This window comes from Alistipes sp. Marseille-P5061, from assembly GCF_900290115.1.
Lineage (GTDB): Bacteria > Bacteroidota > Bacteroidia > Bacteroidales > Rikenellaceae > Alistipes > Alistipes excrementigallinarum.
In genome coordinates, this window is sequence record NZ_LT985748.1 from 188,091 (window position 1) to 205,978 (window position 17,888).

Here is a 17,888-nt window from a genome sequence, read left to right on the forward strand (position 1 = left end):
GCCGGGGCGCGCGGAGCTCCGGCCGGACGGTCCTTCCGCTGCCTGCGCCGGGGGCAAAAAAATCCCGGGCTCGTTCACAAGCCCGGGATTGTCCCGATGGGGTTGTCGTGCGACGCCTTCCGCCGCCTCCGTTGTGCGAGGCCGAAGCGCGGCGACCTCCGCTGCGTCTGTTGCGCGGGGCCGGAACGCGACGCCCTTCCCGCCTCTACAGCGATAGCGGAGCGGCTGCGGCGTGTGGCTCAGAAGCGCTCTGCCAGAGCGGCAGCCTGCCGGCAGCCCTCCGTGCGGTCGATGTCGCCCTCGTTCAGCACGCCGAGGATGAGCACCTGTCCGACCATCTCCCACTTGAGCAGGGCGGCCGTGCGCTCCATGGGTACCCGTACGCCGTCGAACACCGTCATCTCCTCCTCTTCGCAGCAGGCAATCAGCGCGCACTTCTTGCCAGCATACGCCTTGCCGCCCACCACCAGTGAGAAGAGGCGGTCGATGACCCCCTTGATTTGCGCCGGAATCGAGTACCAGTAGACCGGCATGGTGAATACGACGGCCTCCGACTCGAGAATGGCCGGCGCGATGCGGTTGAAATCGTCGTCGAACGAGCAGGCTTTGCCCGTCTTGTAGCACGTCATGCAGGCGTGGCAGCCGCCAATCTTCAGAAAGGCGGCGTCGAACCGCTCGATGGTGTGGCCGCGCTGCTCCGCAGCCCGGATGAATGCCTCCGTCATGGCAAAGCTGTTGCCCTTGCGGCGGGGGCTGCCCGTAATGACCGTAATCTTCATGGTGGTATCTCCCTTGTTATTTTTTAATGGTATCGGAATTCTGGTTGTAGGCCTTTGCGACGCAGCGCCACCGGCCATCCATCTTCATCATCAGCAGATAGTCGGTGAAGTCGATGCGGCCGCCCCACCGCTCCTCGAGCACGCGGACGACGGCCAGCGTCTCCTCGACGTCGAGGACGTCGACGCGCGCCCGGAACTCCTGCCCGGCAGCGACCGTGTCGACGTTGTGGTAGAACTGCTCGATGCTGCCGTGCTCAAGACGGCCGTCCAGATAGCCGAACAGCACGGCCTCGTCGATGAACAGCTCGCGGGCCGGCGTGCTGTCGCCCTCGGCCACGCTCCTGACGAACTTCATGGCCGCCTGCTCGACGGCCTTGTACTCTTCGATGCTTGCTCTCATACGCTTGGTGTTTTAGGGGTTTTTCGTTCAACCGCAAAATTACGACGCGCCGTGCGGCTGCGCAAGTACCGAAAAATGATTCACGTACCGAAAATTTTTTCGGTATACCCCTCTTTTCGGGGGTTATCCCTATCTTTGTGTGACCAAACCCATCCGCACCATGTACGAACGAAAGATTCCCGTCGACCTGGACTGCCCGCTGCGGCTGACCATGAGCCTTATCGATTCGAAGTGGAAGTCCTGCATTCTGGACGAACTGCGCCACCGGCCGCTGCGGCCGAGCGAACTCCACCGTCAGCTGCCCGAGGCGACGCCCCGCGTGCTCGACCTCCAGCTCCGCGAGCTGGTCGAGGACGGGCTGGTGGCCAAGACCATCTATGCCGAGCTCCCTCCACGCTCGGAGTACTCGCTCACGGAGCTGGGGGCCTCGCTGCTGCCGCTCATCGACGCCATGATTGCGTGGGGGCAGAGCCATGCGGACCTCTTCGAGCGCAAGTACGGCCGCCGCGGGTAGGACCTGCCTAAGAAGGTCAGCTCCGACCCGGTGAGCGGCCTGCCGCTCCGGCTCTTGCCTCGCCGTTTCGGTACACCTCCTGCCGCCAGCCTTGCCGCATCCTGCTCCGGTTCTTACCTCACGTTCCGGGCCCACCTTGCCGTTCCGGGGCTGCCTTCAGCCTCCGGTCTTGCCGCACCTCGCCCGGGTGTGTCGCTTCCGCCTGCTACCGGTTGGTGCGGCGGATTTTTTCGTGATAGAAGTAGTTGACCACGACCGGATGCCCCTTCTCGGAACGGCCGTAGGGGAGGTCGTTGACGCGGTAGGGCATTCCGTTGGCGGCGGCGTAGTCGGCCATCTCCCGCTCGAGCGCCTGCCAGTAGTCTGTCCGGCGGCGGTTGTAGATATCCTCGTATAAAGGCACCAGCTCGGGGTGCTTTTCCCGGATGTAGGCCATGATGGTCCCCTTGAACTGCCCGCGCAGGTTGAGATTCTCGAGCCAGACGAGGTCGGCAAACTCCCGCACCCGTTCGATGATGGCCTTCGGGTCGGTGATGCCGGGGAAAATCGGCGATATGAAGCAGACGGTGCGGATGCCCGCCTCGTAGACCTGACGCATGGCCTCGAGCCGCCGCTCGATGCTCACCGCACGGTCCATGTCGGCGCGGAAGGTCTCATCGAGCGTGTTGACCGACCACGAGACCGTCACGCGCGGAAATTCGCGCAACAGCTCCAGGTCGCGCAGCACAAGGTCCGACTTGGTGCAAATCATAATCTCGGCCGTCGTGCCGCGCAGCTCCTCGAGCAGTCGGCGCGTGCGCCGGAACTGCTCCTCGAAGGGGTTGTAGCCGTCGGTTACCGAGCCGATGACGATGCGCTGGCCGTCGAAGCGGTGCGGATCGCCGACGGGTTTCCAATGCTTGACGTCGAGAAACGAGCCCCACGGTTCGGTGTGGCCCGTGAAGCGCTTCATGAACGAAGCGTAGCAATACTTGCAGGCGTGGGGACACCCCACGTAGGGGTTGACCGAATAGCCGCCCACGGGCAGCGACGAACGGGTCATGACGCTCTGCACGTCGATGTCGCGAATCAGTTCCTGTTCCATACTCTTTGTTTGAATGCTTCGGGTAACTCCTGTATCATGCCGCTCTCACCCATGATCGGCAACAGATCCTCCTTCATGAAGACCGCCACCCCCTGCGCCCGGGCCTGGGCGATGATGCCCCTCACCCATTCGGGCCGGGCATCGACCTTGCCGCGGCGTCGTCCGGTCTCGGTGCCGACGACGATCCACTCCACGCCCGTCAGGTCGAGCCCTTCGATCGGCCCGAACAGCGGTTCGAAGGTCACGTGGTANATGCCCCTCACCCATTCGGGCCGGGCATCGACCTTGCCGCGGCGTCGTCCGGTCTCGGTGCCGACGACGATCCACTCCACGCCCGTCAGGTCGAGCCCTTCGATCGGCCCGAACAGCGGTTCGAAGGTCACGTGGTAGTGACGGGCCCTAGCGTGTTGGCGCAGTGTGGCGATACGTCCCTTCTCCGCCTCGCACGTCACGGTGACACCCATCCAGACGTTGTCGTCGTCGGTCTGCAGGTCGAGCCGTTCGGGTCGTTTGGTCAGAAAGAGGTAGGCGTGCTGCGGATTACGGGCCATGCGATCGAAAACTTCCGTCGTCCACTCGGGCCGCCAGTCCGAGAAGTCGCTCATGCCGGTCATTAGAAAGACCCGCGGGTCGCGGCTTTCGAGAATGCGGAGCTTGCGGGGCATGTACTCCGGGACGGAAAAATCGTCGGTCATGTGGAAGCGTCGGCAGTTGTTGCGGGCATAGCAGTAAGTGCAGCCAACGGTGCAGCCGACTACCAGATTCAGATTGCGGATCAACGATTTGATGCAGACACTCATGGACGGATGTTTTTTCACAGACGAATCCGTATCGGATCCTCCGTCGGCAAAGGTCCGAAGATTTTTTGCGCAAAACTATGCCCGAAAGGGGGTAATGTATGCCATTTTGATAAATGATGTCGTATCTTTGTCTTCGGACAAACCGGATGCGAGCGATGAAGACAACGACAAATCCCCGACGGCTGGTCACCGTGCCGTTCAGCAAGACGCAGTGCGGCGTCGACTTCTACATCAATACGGGCCGCAGCGAAGAGATCCGCGGCGTACTGACCGAGAATCCGCTCTTCCGGACCGACTTCTTCGAGTTCTTCTTCCTGCACAGGGCCCGAGGCGTGCTGTTGCTCGGCGGACGCCGCATCGAGCTGCACGACGGCATGGTGCTGCTCCTCTCGCCCCACGAGCAGCAGCAGTGGCTCGTCGACGAAGAGGAGCTCGACTACACGTTTCTGATTTTCCGTGAGAATTTCATGCGCACGTTCCTCTCCGACAAGCTCTTCGTCTACCGCCTGCTCTACTGCTACCAGAGCGATACGCCGCCCTGGTTCGACGCCCCTCGGGAGCGCTTCGGAGAGTACCTCCGGCTGCTGGCCAAAATCAAGACGGAGCTGCAGGCCCCGACCTCGGACAGCTACAACCTGATTGTCGCGGTGCTCTACTACCTGCTGGTAACGCTCAACCGCGACTACGCCACCGCCTACGGGTTGCCCGTCGCGCTGCCGCGCAACAACTGCGCGTTCCGCTTCAAGGCGCTGCTCGAGGAGCATATCCGCACCGTCCAGCGCGTCGGGGAGTATGCCGCGATGATGCGCGTGAGCCGCGTGACTCTGAATCGGGCCGTCGTGGAGCAGTTCGGTGTCACGGCCGTACACCTGCTGAAACAGCGGCTGCTGGAGGCTGTGAAGAACGACCTGCTGTTCGAGGGGCGCAGCGTCAGCCAGCTGGCCGAAACGTACGGTTTCTCGGACCCGAGCCACCTGATGCGTTTCTTCAAGCAACAGACCGGAAAGACCTGTACGGCATACCTTTCCGACTACCGACGCGGGGCAGGCGAGTAGGGCAATTCGTCATCCCTGTCCTGGTATATGGTTAGCTACCCATCGACAGCCTGCCAACCCCGACTCAGCGTCAGAGATAGAGTTCGCACGCCTTTCGCTGCGAGCAGGCCTTCTTGAGCATCCGGCCGACGAGGGCCAGCAGCAGCCTGTTGACGCGTCGGGCATGGTGGGGGCATACGGCCACGCAGCGCATGCAGGAGATGCAGCGCTTTTTGTCCACCCGTGCCGGCTCCTTAGCATCGATGGCCCCGACGGGGCACTTCGCCGCACAGAGGCCGCACTTCACGCAGGCGCGCGTTGCCTTGGGAACGATGCCGGCACCTGCAGCCTTGCGGTAGGGGCGGTTGCCCGGAATCACCGGTTCATCGAGCCCGCCGTCGTCAATCTTGCGGCGAATCCGTGCGGCAAAGCTGCGCAGCATCGCTTCGTCCTCCGCATCGGGTCGGCCCGCGGCGTATTGGCGGGCGATTGAGTGTTCGGCAACGGCCGCTACGGCGGCAATCACCTTGAACCCTGCCCCGGAGGCCTTGTCACGCAGCTCCACCAGCGTATCCTCGTAGGCCCGGTTGCCATAGACGCAGAGCAGGACGGCCCGGGTTCCGTTGCCGTGCATCGCGGCCAGACGTGCCGCAGCGACGGTCGGCACCCGTCCGCTGTAGGAGGGCACGGCAATCAGCGCCACCTCCTCGGGGCTCAGCTCCACCTGCCCGAAATCGACCTCGCGAGCCGTCAAGTCGACCTCGACCGTCTCGTCGGTCAGTGCACGGCTCAGCATCGAGCTCACACGCTTCGTCCCACCCGTCGGGCTGAAGCAGATTTCATGAATTTTCATGCTCTGAAAAGTTTTACATCCGAATGATTACCTTCCCCCTGAGCGGCCCTTCGGCCACAAGACGCAGGGCGTCGTTAATCTCCTCGAGCGAGAAGCAGTGCGGGTCAATGGCCGGGACGATGTGTTCGCGCTCGACAAGCTCCGTGATTCGGCGGAGCTGTTCTCCGTCGGCATGCACGAAGAGGAAGCGGTACTCTTTGCCCTGACGGCGGGCCGCCCGGTCGTATTTTATTCCGGCCAGCGTGAAGAGGGCCCGCTTGTACCAGGGGAAACCGTTGCGTCGGGCAAACTCCCCGTTGGGGGCGGTCCGCAGGCTCAGCAGCCGTCCGCCCGGCTTTAGTACGGAGAGCTCGTGTTAGAATTCGCCGGCTCCGAGCGTGTCGATGACCGCATCTACCCCCGAGAGCTCTTCCCAGTAGTTCTCCCTGCGATAGTCGATGTAACGCTCGGCGCCCATGGCCAGAAATGCTTCGCGCGACCGTTCGTTGCCCGTCACCACGACGCGGAGTCCCAGCGACCGGGCTATCGGTACGGCCATCTGCCCGAAGCTGCCCGACCCGCCGGGAATGAGCAACCTCTGTCCCGATTGCACCTGCAGCTCCTCGACCGGCCCCTGCCAGGCCGTCAGACCGGTCAGCGGGATGGCGGCCGCCACGTCGAATGCATATCCGGCGGGCATCTTCGCCACCACCTGCTCCCTTACGGCGACGTATTCGGCAAAGGCGCCAATCCGCTCCAGCGGAAGGCGTGTATAGACGGCATCGCCCGGTCGGAACTTCCCGACGCGGCTTCCGACCTGCTCGACAACGCCCGAGCACTCGTTGCCCAGCGTCTGCGGCAGACGGTAATCCTGTATCAGCCGGATGCTTCCCCGGACGATGAGCTGCTCCAGTGGATTGACGGCCGCCGCGCGTACCTTGATGAGTACCTCATCGGCAGCCGGTTCGGGTACGGCGACCTCCCGTACGGTGAGCCGTCCCTCCCTTGAATAACGGTCTAACTGTGCAGCTTTCATTCCTTTCCTTTCTTGTGTTCGTTTGCTTGATTCGACCCGTTGGCTGCGTTATGAGCCCTTTTGCGCTCCTTCATGATGTCATCCATCTGTTCCACAGCCCAGGCGAGCAGCTCTTCGAGAATCGGGCGCAGCGTCTGGCCGCGCTCCGTGAGTGCATACTCCACCCGGGGCGGAACCTCGGCGTGGAGCCTCCGTGAGATGTAGCCGTCCTCCTCGAGCGTGCGCAGGGTCGTCGATAGCATCTTCTGCGAGATGTCGGGCATGGCCTGCTTCAACTCCGTGAAGCGCAGCTTGCCCTGCTCAGAGCGTGCCAGCAGGTAGAGGACCAGCAGCGCCCACTTGTCGCAGAGCCGCGCCAGAATGTTTCTCACCGGGCAGGCCGGGAACATGGCATCCTCGATGGTTGACCGTTTCATTGTTGCAGTCTGATTGGGTTGTGTGTTCTTGTTTCTCCTTGTTTGTTCTGTCCGACGTTTCGCTTCGTTTGCTCGGCTTGCTCGGTTTGCTCGGTTTGCTCGGTTTGGCAAACCACGTCGGTCCGTCGGTCTGCAAAGATATCAATAGTCTCTTTTTTATACCAAATATATTTTGCATATTATTACGAACAGAACAGCAGACAGGAGTTTTTTGCGAACAGGAAACCAGATTCGTTGGGGCGGATGAGCCTTCTTCGTGCCCCGGCCGGGTCGGCGGGGTGTGAACTGTTCGGCGGGAAAAGGCGACAACGGGACGAAGAGGGGCGGTTTGTCGAGAGGTGGCTGACGAGGGGATGAAGATTCTGTTCGGCAAAGAGAGGCCGACAAGGCGGGTAGGGCAGACAGACTAGGGATGGCCGACGGATGCTTGGACGTGTCGGTCTTTCTGCGGCAAGGTCGGCAGCCAATTCCGGGGCAGACGCGTGGGGCGCATCCACATGACCGACCGGAGGCAGCATTTCCGTACCGGAGCTCACGTCGGAGCGCACAGGGAGCATAAAACAACATCGCCCCGCGGCACCAAACCGTGGGGCGATGGTCGTATTGTCCGTGTCGCGTTGCGTGGGGCGTACCGGCTTCGGGAACGGAGGGGCGGTGCAAATCGACGCGGCCCCGGGAAAACCGTCCGGAACCGGAATCCCTACTTGTTGCGGATGCGCAGCTCGTAGAGGTCCTTGCGGCGGTCCTTCAGGTTGCGGACGCTGCCGTAGGTGTGCAGCTCGTTGAGCAGGTCGAGGTCAACGTCCGAGATGAGAATCATCTCGGTGTTGGGCGTCGCCTCGGCGCGGCGGCCGTCGGTCGGGAAGGCGAAGTCGCACGGCGTGAAGACGCCCGACTGCGCATACTGGATGTCCATGTTGTGGACGCGCGGCAGGTTACCCACGCTGCCGGCGATGGCCACGAAGCACTCGTTCTCGATGGCGCGTGCCTGGGCGCAGACCCGCACGCGCGAGTAGGCGTTCTGCGTATCGGTCAGGAAGGGGACGAAGAGAATCTGCATCCCCTCGTCGGCCATGATGCGCGAGAGCTCGGGAAACTCCACGTCGTAGCAAATCAGCACGCCGATGCGCGCGCAGTCGGTCTCGAAGGTGCGGATGGCGTGGCCGCCGCTCAGACCCCAGCACTTCATCTCGTCGGGGGTGACGTGCAGCTTCTCGTACATCTCGTAGGTGCCGTCGCGGCGGCAGAGGAAGCCCACGTTGTAGAGCTGCCCGTCATCGCGGATGTAGGGCATGCTGCCCGTGACGATGTTGATGTTATACTTGATGGCCAGCCCGATGAAGCGCTCGCGGATATCGTCCGTGTAGCCCGCCAGGCCACGGATGGCCTGCGACTCGCCGGCGTCGTTGAAGCGCGCCATGAGCGGGGCGTTGAAGTATTCGGGGAAGAGGACGAAGTCGCTCTGGTAGCGGCTCACCGAGTCGACGAAGAACTCCACCTGCTCGAACAGGTCGTCGAGCGTATGGTAGCTGCGCATCTGCCACTGCACCAGACCCACGCGGACCGTTGTCTTGGGCTGGACATACTCCTCGGTGGGAGCCTGGTAGTAGATGTTGTCCCACTGGAGCAGGCAGGCATAGTGGCGCGACTCCTCGTCGTTGGGCAGGTAGTTGCGCATGACCTTGCGCACGTGGAAGTCGTTCGAGAGCTGGAAGAGCAGCACCGGGTCGTAGATTTCACGCTTGCGCACCTTGTCGATGTACTCCTTGGGGCGCATCTTGTCGGCATACTTGTGGTAGTTGGGCAGGCGCCCGCCGAACATGATGGCCTTCAGGTTGAGCTTCTCGCAGAGCTCCTTGCGGTATTCGTACATGCGCCGGCCGAGCCGCAGACCGCGGTAGTCGGGATGGATGAAGACCTCGATGCCGTAGAGGATGTTGCCCTTGCGCGTATGGGTGTCGAAGGTCTCGTTGCCCGTCACCTGGGCGTAGGTATGGTCCCCCTTGACCAGGTCGTAGTCCACGATAATCGAGAGGGCGCAGCCCACGATTTTGTCATCGACCACCACCACAATCTGTCCTTCGGGGAAGATGCGGATGAGTTTGTCAATCTGTTCCGGCGTCCAGAATACGTCGCTGCCGTCGGCATAGACGCGGGTGAAGGATTTGGCCAGCTGGTCGTAGTCCTCACGCTGGAGGTTGCGGATTTCCACCTTGTTGATTTTCGTCACGTTCATCGCTTTGTCGTTTTCAGGCCTCAAAGATACCGATTTTCCGGTCAGCTTGTCATCGCCGAGGACAACTTGCCGCCTTTCGGATGGCTTTTTTGCGCATTGCGGGGCGGTTCGGACCTCCGAAGAGGGTGTCGCGGCGCTCCTCGCGGCCCGCAGAGGACGCGGCGTGGAGATGTCCGCCGAGTTTGCCGAGAGTGCAGCGAGGAGCGGCAAACATTCCCGGCACACCCGAAAACGAGGCAGGGCGGCGCCTCCCCCGTATAGGGAAGCACCGCCCTGCAATCGGGTGTGAGGTTCGTCGCGGAGCCTACTCCCAGAAGCGGTAGAAGTGGTGCACGGGACCGTGGCCGTGGCCGATGCGGTAGTGCGCGCCGGCGGCAATGGCCCCGGCGATGTACTCCTTGGCTGCGGCCGCGGCGTCGTCGAGCGCATATCCGCGGGCCAGGAAGGCGGCGATGGCCGACGAGAGCGTGCAGCCCGTGCCGTGGGTGTTCACCGTCGCGACGCGCTTCGAGCGCAGCGGCACAATCCGGTCGCTCTCGGCGTCGTAGAAGATGTCGACCAGCTCCTCGTCGTCGAGGTGTCCCGCCTTGAGGAAGACCGAGACGCAGCCCCCCTGCGAGAGCTCTCGCGCGGCGTCGGGAAGCTCCTCCTGGCGGGGCAGCCTGCGGCCCAGCAGGATTTCGGCCTCGGGAATGTTGGGCGTGATGACCCGGGCGCGGGGAATGAGCTCGTCGCGCAGCGTTGCGACGGCCTCGCGCTGCAGCAGCGGGTCGCCCGACGTAGCCACCATCACCGGGTCGAGCACCACGTTGCGGATGTCGTAGCCCGCGAGCGTGTCGCGCACGGCCAGAATCAGCTCCGAGGAGTGGAGCATGCCGATTTTGATGGCGTCGGCGCCGATGTCGTCGAGCACCGAGCGGATTTGCCCCACCACGAAGTCGACCGGCACGGGGTGTACGCCCGTGACGCCGACCGTGTTTTCGTCCACGACGGCGACGATGGCCGAAGTGCCGAAGCATCCGCAGGCCGAGAAGGTCTTCAGGTCGGCCTGAATGCCCGCACCGCCGCTCGGGTCGCTGCCGGCGATGGTCAGGGCGCGTTTGTAGGTTTTCATGTCGCTGTTCATAGCTTCAGATTTTCCAGTTTTCAAGCCTCCAGGCGCTCTCCCAGAAGAGCCACTCCATCCGGGTGCAGCGCACGAAGAGTTCGGTCATCCGCTGCCGCGTCGCCGAGCCGGCCTCGGCGGCCAGCTCGTCGCAGATGCGCGTGGCGCGGTCGGCAGCCTCGGCGAACGAGGGGTCGGCATAGGTCTCAATCCAGCGGCGGTAGGGGTTCTCCGCATCCCCTAACCGGGCGTAAATCTGCTCGCCGACCCGCTGGTAGACGCGGAAGCAGGGGAGCACGGCGGCCGCCTCGACCTCGACGGGAGCCATCGCCTGGCTCTCGAGCAGCGAGGTGTAGAGCAGGCAGGCGGGCGAGATTTCCCCGGGCTCGAGGTGGCTGCCCTCGAGGAACTGCTCGTGAAGCGCCCGCTCGACCTCTATCCCCTCGAGGGCGAAGTGCAGGAAGGCCTCCGTGTGCTCCTTGCGCACGAGGCGCGAGGCGATGTGGGCCAGCCGTCGTGCGTAGCCGTCCAGATAGAGGGCATCCTGGCGGATGTAGAAGCGGAAGCGCTCCGCGGAGAGCGTTCCGGCGGCGAGCTCCCCGACGAAGGGGTGCTCGAGTATCCTGCGGTAGACCGGTTCGGCGGCCTCCCAGGCTTCGTCACTCCAGCGTTTCATGGCCTTGTCCGCGGTGTTCATCGCTTGTAGGCCACGACGGCCACGTAGTCGCCCCGGTCGCACCCCTCGACGGGCTGCTCCTCGGCACGGTCCGAATAGAGCGGGTGGGTGGTGAGCGTCTGCGAGAAGTGCAGGTCGCGGAAACCGGCCTTCTCGAGCAGCTCCACCTTCTCGGCCGTCGTGCGCCAGGCGGCCACCTCGACGAACTCGATGGGGTAGGGGTTGGGCGGGTAGACCCCCTCGAGCAGCGGATGGTTCCACGTCCCGAGCGCCTTGGCCAGGTTGTACATGATGCCGTAGGAGCTCTCCTTCGGGACGTCAATCAGCACGATGCGTCCCCCCTCGGGCAGCGCGTCGTAGGCCTTGCGGACCACGCCCGCCAGATCGCCGATGTAGCTCGGCGTGCCGTTGAAGAGCAGCGTGTCGTAGCGTTCGCGGCCGAAGTCGGCCTCCTCGGCCGTTGCGACGGTTACCTCGAGGCCCCGCTTGCGGGCGATGTCGGCCATGCCGGTCGAGGGCTCGATGCCGTCGGTGATGCGGATGTCGTACTCCTCGCGGAGAATCTTCTCGAAGAGGCCGCTGCCGCAGCCCACCGAGAGGATGCGTCCCGCATCGCGGAGTGTCGAGGCAACGAGGTTGACCTCCGAGTAGAGTACGTTCCGGTTTTCGAGAAACCACGCATCGTAGGCCGATGCGTATTCGTCAAATCCTTTTCCCATGGTGTGGTGTTTTCGGTAGGTGAATTTTTTGTGTTCAGATATCGATTGTTTCGCAATGCATCGTCTTGAGGTCGAAGAGGAGCAGCCGTCCGTCGAGCGAGGGCTCCATGCCGGCGAGCAGCTTGAGCGCCTCCGTGGCCTCGATGGCCCCGATGACGGCCGGGACGCCGCCAAGCACCCCCAGCGTGCGGCGCGGTGCGCTGCACAGCGCCTCGCGGTCGGGATAGAGCGTTGCGTAGCGGACCCCGCGGCGGTGGTTGAAGAGGCTCACCTGCCCGTCGAAGGGGCCAATCGAGCCGTAGACCCACGGCCGCCCCGCGGCGGCGCAGGCGTCGTCGATGAGGTAGCGCGTCGCGAAGTTGTCGCAGCAGTCGACCACCAGGTCGTAGGAGGCCACGAGCCGCTCGGCGTTTTCGGGCGTGAGCCCCTCGGCGATGCAGTCGAAGCGCGTCGCCGACGAGAGGGCCGCAAGCCGGCGGCGGGCCATCTCGCACTTGGGACGGCCCACCTCCTCCTCGGTATAGAGCGTCTGCCGCGGCAGGTTGCTCCACGAGACCACGTCGGGGTCGCAGAGGCCGAGGCGCCCCACGCCGGCCCCCGCAAGCGAGGGGGCCACCGTCGAGCCCAGACCGCCCAGACCCACGAGCAGCACCGACGCCGAGGCCAGCCGCCGCTGCCCCTCCTCGCCGATTTCGGGCAGCATGACCTGCCGCGCGTAGCGTTCGTCGAACATCGTCAGTCGAAGATTTTGTCCCAGTCCTTCCAGACCACTTCGTACCCTTCGCGACGGATGTCGGCCTCGACCTGCGCCGGCGTGCGCTCGTCGCTCACGACGAACTGCTCGAGCGACGTGGGGTAGACGCGGTAGCCTCCCGGGTCGGTCTTCGAGCCGGCGCTCATCGAGGTGGCGCCCAGCGTGGCGATGTGGTTGCGGAACTCGGCCCGCTCGCGCGTCGAGAAGGAGATGTCGACGTCGTGGTCGAAGATGCGGAAAGCGAAGGTCAGCTGCGCCAGCTCGCGGTCGCTCATCACCACGTTGGGCTGGAAGTGACCCTCCGACGGGCGCATGCGGGGGAAGTTGACGCTGTAGCGCGTCTTCCAGTAGTGCTTGCGCAGGTACTGCAGGTGGAGCGCCATCATCGTCACGTCGGTGCGCCACTCCTCAAGGCCGATGAGCACGCCCATGCCGATTTTGTGGACGCCGGCCTGTCCCATGCGGTCGAAGCCGTTGACGCGCCACTCGAACTTCGACTTCATGCCGGCCGGGTGGTAGATGTTGTAGTTGGCGCGGTTGTAGGTCTCCTGGAAGCAGACCACGCCGTTGAGCCCCGAGTGGGTCAGCCGCTCGTACTCCTCGGCCGCCAGCGGCATCACCTCGATGGTGAGGTTGTTGAAGTAGGGGCGGCAGATGTGGAGCGCCTGCTCGATGTAGTCGACACCCGCCGCACGGGGATTCTCGCCCGTGACCAGCAGCAGGTTCTCGAAGGGACCGAGCTCGCGGATGGCGCGGCACTCCTCCTCAATCTGCTCGGGGGTGAGAATCACGCGCGGAATGGCGTTGTGGCGGTTGAAGCCGCAGTAGATGCACGAATTGGTGCACGAGTTGGTGATGTACATCGGGATGTACATCGAGATGGTCTTGCCGAAACGCTCCTGCGTGTAGCGGCGGCTCAGACGGGCCATGGGCTCGAGGTAGGCGGCCGCAGCCGGCGAGATGAGCGCCATGAAGTCGTCGAGCGTGAGGTGCTCGCGTCCGAGGGCCGCTTCGACGTCGGCCGGACGTTTCGACTGGATGCGACGGGTGGTCTCCTCCCAGTCGTATTTGGCTAATTCTTCGGAAAACATGTATTCTTGATACTCTTTTTACGTACGTATACGGTTCAGCATTTGATGTTCGCCAGGTCGCGGCTCAGCTTCATGGCGCAGAAGTTGGGGCCGCACATGGTGCAGTATTCGCCGTCGGTGTGGCGGCCTTCGTTGAAGTACTCCAGCGCACGCTCCGGATCGAGGCTCAGGTGGAACTGGTCGCGCCAGCGGAATTCGTAGCGCGCCTTGCTCAGCGCGTTGTCGCGAATCTGCGCCCCGGGGTGTCCCTTGGCCAGGTCGGCGGCATGGGCGGCAATCTTGTAGGTGATGACGCCCGTGCGCACATCCTCGCGGTTGGGGAGCCCGAGGTGCTCCTTCGGCGTGACGTAGCAGAGCATGGCCGTTCCCAGCCAGCCGATTTGCGCGGCGCCGATGGCCGAGGTGATGTGGTCGTAGCCCGGCACGATGTCCGTGACGATAGGCCCCAGCGTGTAGAAGGGTGCGTTGTGGCAGTGGTCAATCTGACGCTCCATGTTCTCGCGGATTTTGTGCATGGGGACATGCCCGGGACCTTCGACGAAGGCCTGCACGTTCTTCGCGCGGGCGCGGAGCACCAGCTCGCCCATCGTGTCGAGCTCGGCGAACTGCGCGCGGTCGTTGGCGTCGGCGATGCAGCCGGGACGCAGCCCGTCGCCCAGCGATACGGCCACGTCGTACTGCGCCAGGATGTCGCAGATGTCGTCGAAGTGCTCGTAGAGGAAGCTCTCGCGGTCGTGGAGCAGGCACCACTTGCTCATGATGCTTCCGCCGCGCGAGACGATGCCGCAGAGGCGCCCGTCGGCCAGGTGGACATTCTGCCGGCGGATGCCAGCGTGGATGGTGAAGTAGTCGACGCCCTGCTCGCACTGCTCGATGAGCGTGTCGCGGTAGAGCTCCCACGACAAATCCTCGACCCGCCCCGAGACCTTCTCCAGCGCCTGGTAGATGGGGACCGTCCCTACGGGCACGGGCGAGTTGCGGATAATCCACTCGCGCGTCTCGTGGATATTGGCTCCCGTCGAGAGGTCCATCAGCGTGTCGCCGCCCCAGCGGCAGCTCCACACCGCCTTGTCGACCTCCTCCTCGATGCTCGACGTGGTGGACGAATTCCCGATGTTGGTGTTGATTTTCACCAGGAAGTTGCGTCCGATAATCATCGGTTCGCTCTCGGGGTGGTTGATGTTGGCCGGCAGGACGGCCCGTCCGGCGGCGAGCTCGTCGCGGACGAACTCGGGCGTGATGTGACTCTCGATGCCCAGCTCGCGGCAGTTCATGTTCTCGCGGATGGCGACATACTCCATCTCGGGGGTGATGATGCCTGCGCGGGCATAGGCCATCTGGGTGATGCACCGGCCGGCCCGGGCGCGGTAGGGGAGGGCGATGTGCTCGAAGCGCAGGTGGTCCAGGCTCGGGTCGTTGCGCCGCATCCGGCCGTATTCGGAACTGACAGCAGGGAGCCGCTCCACGTCGCCGCGGGCGACAATCCAGCTTTCGCGCATGCGCGGCAGCCCTTTTTTGAGGTCTACGACCACGTCGGGGTCACTGAACGGCCCGCTCGTGTCGTAGACGTAGACGGGGGCGTTGGGGGTGACCTCCTTCTTCCCGTCGACGATGCGGACGGTGGGGGTGAGGTTCACCCGTTGCATGCCTACTCGGATGTCGGGGTAAAGCGTGCCCTGCATGTAGGCTTTCTCGGCATGGGCGTATGCTCTCTGCTCCTGTTCTTTCATGGCCGGATTGGGGTCATTGGTTTGTTTGTCGTTTCGTGTCAGTCGAGGAACGAGGTGAGGGGGCTGCTGGCGTCGGCATGGCGCGACTGGGCACCCAGACCTGCCTCGTAGGCTTCGCGGCCCGCCTCGACGGCGCGTGCGAAGGCGCGTGCCATGCGGACGGGGTCGCCCGCAACGGCGATGGCCGTATTGACCAGCACGGCGTCGGCTCCCAGCTCCATGGCGGCCGCCGCGTGCGACGGAGCGCCCAGACCGGCGTCGACAACCACCGGCACGTTGCTCTGCTCGATGATAATCTCGAGCAGCTCGCGCGTCACGAGCCCCTTGTTGGTTCCGATGGGGGCGGCCAGCGGCATGACGGTGGCCGCACCGGCCTCCTCGAGCCGCTTGCAGAGCACGGGGTCGGCCTGGATGTAGGGCAGCACGACGAAGCCCAGCTTGACGAGCTGCTCGGTGGCGCGCAGCGTCTCGACGGGGTCGGGCAGCAGGTATTTGGGGTCGGGGTGAATCTCCAGCTTGATGAAGTTCGTGCCGAAGGCCTCGCGGGCCAGCTGGGCGGCCAGAACGGCCTCCTCGGCGTCGCGCACGCCCGAGGTGTTGGGCAGCAGCTGGATGCCCGGACGGCGTACGTGGGCGAGCATGTCGTCCTCGGGGTTGTTCATGTCGATGCGTTTCATGGCTACGGTGACCATTTCGGTCTGCGAAGCCTCGATGGCGCTGGCCATCAGCTCGTTGTAGCTGAACTTGCCCGTGCCGACGAACAGACGCGAACGGAACGTCCGTCCGCCGATTACCAATTCGTTTTTCATATTGCGGATTAATGTTGGTTTTTGTTGATGAGTTCCAGTATGGTGCGGGTCTCCTGCGCGGGCGACCCGGCCGAGAGCAGCGCGCCCGAGAGGGCGATGCCGCCGATGCCGGTGGCGCAGAGGTCGGCGATGTCGGCCGCCGTGATGCCTCCAATAGCCACCACGGGGAGTGTGATGCCTTCGCGGCGGCAGCGGTCAAGGATTGTGCGGTAGCCCTCGAGCCCGAGGATGGGGCTCAGGTTGCTCTTGGTCCGCGTGAAGCGGAAGGGGCCCAGCCCGATGTAGTCGGCGCCGTCGGCCGCCGCGCGGGCGATGTCGTCGAAGGTGTTGGCCGTTGCGCCGATGATGCGGCCGGGGCCCAGAATGCGCCGCGCCTCGGCCACGGGCATGTCGTTTTTGCCCAGATGGACGCCGTCGGCGCCGAGCAGTCCGACCAGCGCCACGCGGTCGTCGAGGATGAAGGTGGCGCCGCAGGCCCGGCAGCAGGCCGCCACGTCGCGCCCCGTGCGGAGCACCTCCTCGTCGGTGGCCCCCTTCATGCGGAGCTGCACCCAGCGGCAGCCCCCCTCGAGTACGGCCTGCGTCCCCGTGAGGTAGTCGAAGCGGTCGTTATGGTGTGTGATGAATTGCAACATATCGTTCTGTCTATGGCCTGTTGTATTGTTGAATCCGTTGCAGCGTCTCGCGCAGCCCCGCTGAGGAGACGTCGCGCCAGATGCACCCCAGCAGGGCAGCTCCGCCGAAGCCCAGGTCGCGCAGCGTCGGAAGCAGCTCGGGCCGGACGCCTCCCAGCGCCGCGACCCGCTCGCCGAGCAGACCGCGTGCGGCCGCCTCACGCAGCGTGGCGGGGGTGAAGGCCGAGCGGTAGCCCTCCTTCGAGATGCTGTCGAATATGGGGCTCAGGAAGAGGTAGTCGCTCGTGCGGTCGGCCGCCACCTCGTCGAGCGTGTGGCACGAGCGGCTGACCAGCCCGTCGAAGCCGGCGGGCGGCTGCGGGTTGCGGCTGTTCAGGTGGACGCCCCCGACGCCGTACTCCGACGCCAGGTGGAGGTGGTCCTGCAGCGTGAGGCGTCGGTGCAGGTTGGCCGGAATGGCCTCAAGCAGCCGGCGCATCTCCTCCTCGCGCGAATGGGGCTTGCGCAGGTGGACGCGGTCGATGCCTCCGCGCAGCAGCGCGGCGATGACATCGGCCTCCCCTTCGGGAAAGGTCTCGGGCGTGATGACGTACAGATGCATCATCCTCCGCAGACGGCCCGGATGACCGTGACTTTGGCCCCCTCCTCGAGCTGCGTCGAGGCCCAGTCGCGACGCGCCACCACGCGGTTGTTCACCGCGACGGCGACCCCTTCGGCGGGAACCCCGGCCTTGGCGAGCGCCTCTTCGAGCGACGCACCGGCGCCCACCTCGAAGGGCTTGTGGTTGATTTGAATCTCCATGTGAATTCCGTTTTACGCCAGAGGTGTGCCCGAGCGGACGGCGTTACGGTCTATGAACAAGTCCTTTCGGCGGTATTGCCCGCATCAAGTTCATAGGGTATAATCTCAGCCTCTCTGCGCCAGCAGCGGGGCACCCCTCTTGTGTTGTGCAGACAAAGATACGAAAATTTCCGAACGGTGTACCTCCCGGCCCGAAAAATCTTTGCGGCGTGCCTTTCCCCTGCCTCCGCGAAGGGTGGTCCCGTCCGCTGTGCGGCTGCGCCGTGGCTGCAACATTGCTCCCGTACTGACGACCGTCCGTTCTCCGTGCGTCCCTCCGTTCAGCGCGAGCCCCCTCCCCGCCGTGCGGCGCGGCTCCCTGCCCAATGCCGCCCGACCTCCTGCCGGCGCCTGCCCCGGGCCGGCTCCGGCTCTCTTCTTCAACAAGGCTTCGGGCG

Annotated in this window: 20 protein-coding genes, 1 pseudogene and 1 riboswitch; of the genes and pseudogenes, 2 read left to right on the top strand and 19 right to left on the bottom strand. The window is 64.2% G+C overall.

The window, feature by feature from the left end; translation table 11 throughout:
* Positions 1 to 239 precede the first annotated feature (239 nt).
* Both C8267_RS00740 and C8267_RS00745 read right to left on the bottom strand, forming a co-directional pair.
* Entirely contained in the window at positions 240 to 779 is a 540-nt protein-coding gene (locus C8267_RS00740) for a flavodoxin family protein (protein WP_199792051.1), read from the bottom strand.
* A gap of 16 nt (positions 780 to 795) precedes the next feature.
* Entirely contained in the window at positions 796 to 1,179 is a 384-nt protein-coding gene (locus tag C8267_RS00745; RefSeq protein ID WP_087360671.1) for a nuclear transport factor 2 family protein, read from the bottom strand.
* A gap of 160 nt (positions 1,180 to 1,339) precedes the next feature.
* On the opposite strand from C8267_RS00745, the gene C8267_RS00750 reads away from it, so the two are divergent.
* Complete coding sequence (locus C8267_RS00750) at positions 1,340 to 1,693, top strand: winged helix-turn-helix transcriptional regulator (protein WP_106633306.1); 354 nt, start codon at positions 1,340 to 1,342, stop codon at positions 1,691 to 1,693.
* A 205-nt stretch (positions 1,694 to 1,898) separates the two neighbouring features.
* Here the strand turns inward: C8267_RS00750 and C8267_RS00755 are convergent, their stop codons facing one another.
* Positions 1,899 to 2,777, bottom strand: coding sequence for a radical SAM mobile pair protein B (locus C8267_RS00755; RefSeq protein WP_106633307.1), 879 nt, complete (start codon positions 2,775 to 2,777; stop codon positions 1,899 to 1,901).
* A complete protein-coding gene (locus C8267_RS00760) occupies positions 2,762 to 3,577 on the bottom strand; it encodes a DUF5131 family protein (RefSeq protein ID WP_106633308.1) in 816 nt (271 codons plus the stop codon). The genes C8267_RS00755 and C8267_RS00760 overlap by 16 nt, the downstream gene beginning before the upstream one ends.
* Before the next feature lie 155 nt (positions 3,578 to 3,732).
* Here C8267_RS00760 and C8267_RS00765 point away from each other — a divergent pair, with 155 nt between their 5' ends.
* Entirely contained in the window at positions 3,733 to 4,632 is a 900-nt protein-coding gene (locus C8267_RS00765; RefSeq protein WP_106633309.1) for a helix-turn-helix domain-containing protein, read from the top strand.
* A 70-nt stretch (positions 4,633 to 4,702) separates the two neighbouring features.
* On the opposite strand, the gene C8267_RS00770 is transcribed toward C8267_RS00765, so the two are convergent.
* The 15 genes and pseudogenes from C8267_RS00770 to thiS form a co-directional block, all read right to left on the bottom strand.
* The gene (locus C8267_RS00770; protein ID WP_106633310.1) at positions 4,703 to 5,464 is read right to left on the bottom strand and encodes a 4Fe-4S binding protein; all 762 of its coding nucleotides are present in this window, start codon (positions 5,462 to 5,464) and stop codon (positions 4,703 to 4,705) included.
* Between the two features lie 13 nt (positions 5,465 to 5,477).
* Positions 5,478 to 5,801: pseudogene (locus C8267_RS10970) on the bottom strand (zinc-binding dehydrogenase); the annotation flags it as partial.
* An 18-nt stretch (positions 5,802 to 5,819) separates the two neighbouring features.
* Positions 5,820 to 6,479 (bottom strand): NADP-dependent oxidoreductase, encoded by a 660-nt coding sequence (locus C8267_RS00775; protein ID WP_199792052.1) that lies wholly within the window; start codon positions 6,477 to 6,479, stop codon positions 5,820 to 5,822.
* Positions 6,476 to 6,895 carry a winged helix-turn-helix transcriptional regulator gene (locus C8267_RS00780; RefSeq protein WP_087360469.1) on the bottom strand — a complete coding sequence of 140 codons (420 nt, stop codon included), beginning with the start codon at positions 6,893 to 6,895 and terminating at the stop codon, positions 6,476 to 6,478. Before C8267_RS00780 ends, C8267_RS00775 begins: the two co-directional genes overlap by 4 nt.
* Before the next feature lie 700 nt (positions 6,896 to 7,595).
* Positions 7,596 to 9,131, bottom strand: coding sequence for a bifunctional GNAT family N-acetyltransferase/carbon-nitrogen hydrolase family protein (locus C8267_RS00785; protein ID WP_087360466.1), 1,536 nt, complete (start codon positions 9,129 to 9,131; stop codon positions 7,596 to 7,598).
* A 304-nt stretch (positions 9,132 to 9,435) separates the two neighbouring features.
* Positions 9,436 to 10,257, bottom strand: a complete 822-nt coding sequence (thiD, locus tag C8267_RS00790) for a bifunctional hydroxymethylpyrimidine kinase/phosphomethylpyrimidine kinase (RefSeq protein ID WP_442778171.1) — start codon at positions 10,255 to 10,257, stop codon at positions 9,436 to 9,438.
* A gap of 4 nt (positions 10,258 to 10,261) precedes the next feature.
* Complete coding sequence (locus C8267_RS00795; RefSeq protein WP_106633715.1) at positions 10,262 to 10,912, bottom strand: TenA family protein; 651 nt, start codon at positions 10,910 to 10,912, stop codon at positions 10,262 to 10,264.
* Positions 10,913 to 10,929: 17 nt separating this feature from the next.
* Positions 10,930 to 11,631: a class I SAM-dependent DNA methyltransferase gene (locus C8267_RS00800; protein WP_087360463.1), complete on the bottom strand. Its 702-nt coding sequence runs from the start codon at positions 11,629 to 11,631 to the stop codon at positions 10,930 to 10,932.
* Between the two features lie 34 nt (positions 11,632 to 11,665).
* Positions 11,666 to 12,364, bottom strand: coding sequence for a HesA/MoeB/ThiF family protein (locus C8267_RS00805; protein WP_106633311.1), 699 nt, complete (start codon positions 12,362 to 12,364; stop codon positions 11,666 to 11,668).
* Positions 12,365 to 12,366: 2 nt separating this feature from the next.
* Positions 12,367 to 13,476, bottom strand: a complete 1,110-nt coding sequence (gene thiH, locus C8267_RS00810; RefSeq protein ID WP_087360457.1) for a 2-iminoacetate synthase ThiH — start codon at positions 13,474 to 13,476, stop codon at positions 12,367 to 12,369.
* Between the two features lie 35 nt (positions 13,477 to 13,511).
* Positions 13,512 to 15,206 (bottom strand): phosphomethylpyrimidine synthase ThiC, encoded by a 1,695-nt coding sequence (thiC, locus tag C8267_RS00815; RefSeq protein WP_106633312.1) that lies wholly within the window; start codon positions 15,204 to 15,206, stop codon positions 13,512 to 13,514.
* Positions 15,207 to 15,244: 38 nt separating this feature from the next.
* Positions 15,245 to 16,015 carry a thiazole synthase gene (locus C8267_RS00820; protein ID WP_106633313.1) on the bottom strand — a complete coding sequence of 257 codons (771 nt, stop codon included), beginning with the start codon at positions 16,013 to 16,015 and terminating at the stop codon, positions 15,245 to 15,247.
* Between the two features lie 8 nt (positions 16,016 to 16,023).
* Positions 16,024 to 16,650, bottom strand: a complete 627-nt coding sequence (locus C8267_RS00825) for a thiamine phosphate synthase (protein ID WP_106633314.1) — start codon at positions 16,648 to 16,650, stop codon at positions 16,024 to 16,026.
* A gap of 10 nt (positions 16,651 to 16,660) precedes the next feature.
* Complete coding sequence (locus C8267_RS00830; protein ID WP_234025642.1) at positions 16,661 to 17,254, bottom strand: thiamine phosphate synthase; 594 nt, start codon at positions 17,252 to 17,254, stop codon at positions 16,661 to 16,663.
* Positions 17,251 to 17,451, bottom strand: a complete 201-nt coding sequence (gene thiS / locus C8267_RS00835) for a sulfur carrier protein ThiS (RefSeq protein ID WP_106633315.1) — start codon at positions 17,449 to 17,451, stop codon at positions 17,251 to 17,253. Before thiS ends, C8267_RS00830 begins: the two co-directional genes overlap by 4 nt.
* Before the next feature lie 44 nt (positions 17,452 to 17,495).
* Positions 17,496 to 17,599: riboswitch (TPP riboswitch) on the bottom strand.
* Positions 17,600 to 17,888 lie beyond the last annotated feature (289 nt).